4 protein-coding genes are annotated in these 4,944 nt (G+C 65.2%); 3 read left to right on the top strand and 1 reads right to left on the bottom strand.

Annotated features, from left to right (window positions below):
* The coding region (locus ACXJL8_RS34005) for a sulfurtransferase (RefSeq protein WP_456686368.1) at positions 1–860 on the top strand (860 nt) is incomplete at its 5' end.
* Positions 861–866: 6 nt separating this feature from the next.
* On the opposite strand, the gene ACXJL8_RS34000 is transcribed toward ACXJL8_RS34005, so the two are convergent.
* The gene (locus ACXJL8_RS34000) at positions 867–2,795 is read right to left on the bottom strand and encodes a sigma 54-interacting transcriptional regulator (protein ID WP_456621285.1); all 1,929 of its coding nucleotides are present in this window, start codon (positions 2,793–2,795) and stop codon (positions 867–869) included.
* 159 nt (positions 2,796–2,954) lie between these two features.
* Between ACXJL8_RS34000 and ACXJL8_RS33995 the strand changes: the two genes are divergently transcribed.
* Positions 2,955–4,334 (top strand): CmpA/NrtA family ABC transporter substrate-binding protein, encoded by a 1,380-nt coding sequence (locus ACXJL8_RS33995; RefSeq protein WP_456621286.1) that lies wholly within the window; start codon positions 2,955–2,957, stop codon positions 4,332–4,334.
* 166 nt (positions 4,335–4,500) lie between these two features.
* Positions 4,501–4,944, top strand: a 444-nt coding sequence (locus tag ACXJL8_RS33990) for an ABC transporter permease (RefSeq protein WP_456686367.1), incomplete at its 3' end; no start/stop codon positions are given.

The raw sequence follows: 4,944 nt of genomic DNA, 5'->3' as shown, positions 1-4,944 counted from the left end.
CTGCCGTCGAACTTGCCGATCTCTTGAAGACCGAGCCATGTGTCATCGTCGACACCCGCAACCCCGACGCCTACGCCGCCGGGCATCTCCCTAACGCCGTCAACGTCCACGAGATTTTCACTTTCCTGGCGACCTCGACGCCGGAAGGGATCAGCGAGCTGAAGACAAAATTCGCGGACGCCTTTGGCGGCGCCGGCCTCTCCGGCAAGGAAACGGCTGTGATCTACGAGCAGTCGATGAATTCCGGCTTCGGCCAGTCCTGCCGCGGCTACTACCTCCTCACCATGCTCGGCTATCCCAAGGTGAAGGTGCTGCATGGCGGTTTCGACGCCTGGTCGGCCGCGGGTTTTCCGGTGACGAAGGATGTTCCGGCACCCGCAAAGGCCTCGTTCTCGATCGTGCCGGAAGCGGGCGAGATCCTGATCGACGCCAAGACCATGCTCGGCGCCGTCGGCAAGCCCGGCATCGCCATCCTCGACGTCCGCGACGTCGATGAGTGGATCGGCGACAGCTCGTCTCCTTACGGGAAGGATTTCTGCCCGCGCAAGGGCCGCATCCCCGGCGCGGTGTGGCTGGAATGGTACCGGATGATGAAGCCGACCGCCGAAGGCCCGCGCTTCAAGTCCAAGGACGAGATTTTGGCGGAATGCGCCACCGTCGGCATCTCGCAGAGCACGCCGGTCTATCTCTACTGCTTCAAGGGCGCGCGCGCCTCGAACACCTTCCTCGCGCTGAAGAATGCCGGCGTGAAGGACGTGCGGATGTATTTCGGCTCCTGGAACGAATGGTCGCGCGATCCGTCGCTGCCGATCGAGCAGGGCCTGCCGATTGCGTCTGATGTGACGACCAAGGCGGCGTGAGCGTCGCTAACCGAAGGCCCGCGGACGGGGCGCTATCCCGAGCGCCTTGATCCGCGAGGCCAGCGTGGTCGGCTTGATATCCAGCATCTCCGCCGCGCCGCCGGGGCCGAACACTTTTCCCGCGCAGGCCTCGAGCGCGGCGAGGATGTTGGCKCGCTCGTGGTCGCGCATCTCCGACGACGTCATGACCGCCGGACGCGCATCCGCTTTCTGGCGTGCGGCGCCGGTCGGAGCTTGCGCGCCGGACGCATCCGGCAGATCGATGCGCAACCGGCCGTTCTGCGACAGGATCGCGGCGCGCTCGATCACGTTCTGCAATTCGCGGACGTTGCCAGGCCAGTCGTAGCGGGTCAGCCGCCGCGCATCGCCCTCCGACAGGCGCAGATTCGACTTCAGCGCCTTGCTCTCGCGCGTCAAAAAATGCTGCGCGAGCAGCGGAATGTCCTCGCGCCGCTCGCGCAAGGGCACCGTCTCGATCGGGAAGACGTTGAGGCGGAAATAGAGATCCTCGCGAAAACGGCCGCGTTGGACCTCCTGCTTGAGGTCGCGGTTGGTCGCGGCGATGACGCGGACGTCGACCGCGCGGGTGCGCTCCTGGCCGACGCGCTCGAAATGGCCTTCCTGCAACACCCGCAGCAGCTTGCCCTGGAGTTCGAGCGGGATCTCGCCGACCTCGTCGAGGAACAGCGTGCCGCCGTCGGCGAGCTCGAACCGGCCGATGCGGTCGCGCGTCGCGCCGGTGAAGGCGCCGCGGACATGGCCGAAGAACTCGCTCTCGAACAATTCGCGCGGGATTGCGGCGCAGTTGACGCGGATCAGCGGGCGGTCGCTGCGGGTGGAGTCCTCATGGATGGCGCGGGCGATCAGCTCCTTGCCGGTGCCGGACTCGCCGGTGATCATCACGGCCGCGGTGGTTGGCGCCACCAGCTTGACCTGGCGCAGCGTCTTCTGGACCGCCTCGCTCTGGCCGATGATGCCGCGGGGGTTGGTCTCGATGCGGATTTCCTCCTGGAGATAGGCGTTTTCCAGCTCCAGCCGCTCGCGCAGGCGGTCGACTTCAGTGAGCGCGGCGTGCAGCTTCTCGTCGGCCTCGCGCCGCTGGCTGACGTCGCGGAACACTACGACGGCGCCGACCACGACGCCGCGGTCGCGAATGGGCGTGGAGGTGTATTCGACCCACGCCGGCGAGCCGTCCTTGCGCCAAAACACTTCGCCGTCGACCTGGTGCACGGCGCCGTCGCGGAACGCCGCATAGATCGGGCAGTCGTGGTTGTGATAGTGCCGGCCATCATGGTGGGTGTGGTGCACGATTGGGTGGATCTCCTTGCCGACCAGCTCCTCGGCGGTCCAGCCCAGCATGCGTTCGGCGGCAGGGTTGACGAAGGTGGTCTTTCCTTCCGCGTTCACGCCATAGATGCCTTCGCCGGCGGCGCGCAGGATCAGCTGGTTCTCGCGCTCAATGTCCTGGAACACCCGCTCGACCCGCTGCCAGGTCGAGATGCCGCTGCGCATGTGGTCTTCGGCGGCGGCATCGACATTGCGGCGGCGGCGCGCGTCGAGATCGGTCAGCGTGAGCAGCACCAGCGTGCGGCCGTCATGGGGCAGGACGCAGCCGGCATATTCCAGCCGGAGATTTTGCCCGGTGGCATGGCGGGGGGTAAGCGCCGTGGTCCAGTAGGCGCCCTTGTGCAGCACGGCCTGCGTGAACACGGTCAGCGCCGGAAGCTCGCCGGCGTGCAGGGTGCTGGCCCTGGTCTGCCGCAGCAGCGCGCGGTCGTAGCCGAGCAGGGCGCAGGCGGCCGGATTGGCATCGATGATCTGGTCGGCATAGGGATCGACCAGCAGCGTGGCCTCGACGGAGGATTCGAAGGCCGCGACGCGCGGATCGATCGCCTCGGCGGTATCATCGGAAACGAGCATTGGCGTCGTTGCCATTACGAAATCTCGTGATTGAACTACGAATTATCGTATATCACGAGTTTTCGTAGCGACCAAGTGTGATGAAAAGTGCTGCGTCATCAAAGCACTGGCCGGCCGAAAGGCGGTGGCATGCTCCTTGCGTAATTCCCCCTGCAATGACGCGCAGGAGGTCCGATGTCTACGTTCGACAATCCGTTTGATCCCGATCGCAACCTTCGAGCCGGCTGCGTCTGTGGCCAGCACCAATCCGCGGCGGAGCACGAGCAGGCCACGGCGATGCGCTGCGCGCCCGTCGAGAGCGAGGAGAAGCGCTACGAGGGCGTCGTTGCATCCGCCGTGATGCGCGCGATGTTTCCGCAGGACGTTGCGCGGCGCGCCTTCCTGAAGTCGGTCGGTGCGTCGACCGCGCTTGCGGCGCTGTCGCAGTTTTTCCCGCTCAAGACGGCGACCGAAGTGTTTGCGCAGACTGGGGCGCCCGAGAAGAAGGACCTCAAGGTCGGCTTCATCCCGATCACCTGCGCCACGCCGATCATCATGGCGGCGCCGCTGGGCTTCTATTCCAAGCACGGCCTCAACGTCGAAGTGGTCAAGACCGCTGGCTGGGCCGTGATCCGCGACAAGACCATCAACAAGGAATACGACGCCGCACACATGCTCGCGCCGATGCCGATCGCGATCTCGCTGGGTCTCGGTGCCAACGCCATTCCTTTCGCTGTTCCCGCGATCGAGAACATCAACGGGCAGGGCATCGTGCTGGCGACGAAGCACAAGGACAAGCGCGATCCGAAGGACTGGAAGGGCCTGAAATTCGCGATCCCCTTCGACTATTCCATGCACAACTATCTGCTGCGCTACTATCTCGCCGAGCACGGGCTCGACCCCGACACCGACGTGCAGCTGCGCTCGGTGCCGCCGCCGGAAATGGTCGCCAATTTGCGCGCCGACAACATCGACGGCTTCCTCGCGCCGGACAACATCTGCCAGCGCGCGATCTATGATGGCGTCGGCTTCATGCATCTCTTGTCCAAGGAGATCTGGGACGGCCATCCCTGCTGCAGCTTTGCCGCCAGCCGCGAGTTCATCACGACCGCGCCGAACAGTTTTGCCGCGCTGACACGCGCGATCGTCGATGCCACGGCCTATGCGTCGAAGGCGGAGAACCGCAAGCAGATCGCGGAGGCCATCGCGCCGGCCAACTACATCAACGCACCGGTGACTGTGCTGGAGCAGGTTTTGACCGGCACCTATGCCGACGGTCTCGGCGGGGTGAAGACCGACGCGAAGCGCGTCGACTTCGATCCGTTCCCCTGGCAGTCGTTTGCGGTGTGGATGCTGACGCAGATGAAGCGCTGGGGCCAGATCAAGGGCGACGTCGACTACAAGGCGGTGGCAGAGCAGGTGTATCTGGCCACCGACACCAGGAAGCTGATGACGGAGATGGGCCTCACACCGCCGGCGAGCAGCTACAAGTCGTTCGCGGTGATGGGCAAGGCTTTCGATCCGGCCAAGCCGGAGGATTACGTCGCGAGCTTCAAGATCAGGAAGGCGTCGTGAGCAAGTCTCTCTCGCCCTTGTCGTCCCGGCGAAGGCCGGGACCCATACCGCGTGATCTATCGGTTGCGGAAGGCAGCAGTACCGGGCAACGAGTCTTCGGCAAACTTTTCCCTGGGGTTATGGGTCCCGGCCTTCGCCGGGACGACGCGKGGAGAGATCTCGCGCAATGACATCCTCCCTCCGCCTTCGCGCCGGCCTCGTCTCGATCGCGCTGCTGGCCGCGTTCCTCGGCATCTGGCATCTCGCCACGCGCTCGACCGGCGCCGTCGCCACGATGACCCCCGAATACGCCAAGCTGATGGGGCTGACCGCGACACAGGGCAAATCGGCCATGCCCGGTCCGCTCGATGTCGGCGCAAAGCTCTGGGAGCATCTGCGGCGGCCGTTCTACGACAACGGGCCGAACGACAAGGGGCTCGGCATCCAGCTTGCCTATTCGATCGCGCGCGTCGGCACCGGTTATCTGCTGGCGGTGCTCGTCGCCATTCCGCTCGGCTTCCTGATCGGCATGTCGCCGCTGCTGAGCAAGGCGCTCGATCCCTTCATCCAGGTGCTGAAGCCGATCTCGCCGCTGGCCTGGATGCCGCTCGCGCTCTACACCATCAAGGAT

It is taken from the genome of Bradyrhizobium sp. P5_C11_2 (assembly GCF_054049755.1).
The sequence above is the reverse complement of the archived record's forward strand: the minus strand, read 5'-3'. Positions and strand labels throughout refer to the sequence as shown.

Excerpts from the sequence above, each read along its gene's own strand:
- ACXJL8_RS33995 (WP_456621286.1), top strand. The coding sequence starts at position 2,955 with ATGTCTACGTTCGACAATCCGTTTGATCCCGATCGCAACCTTCGAGCC.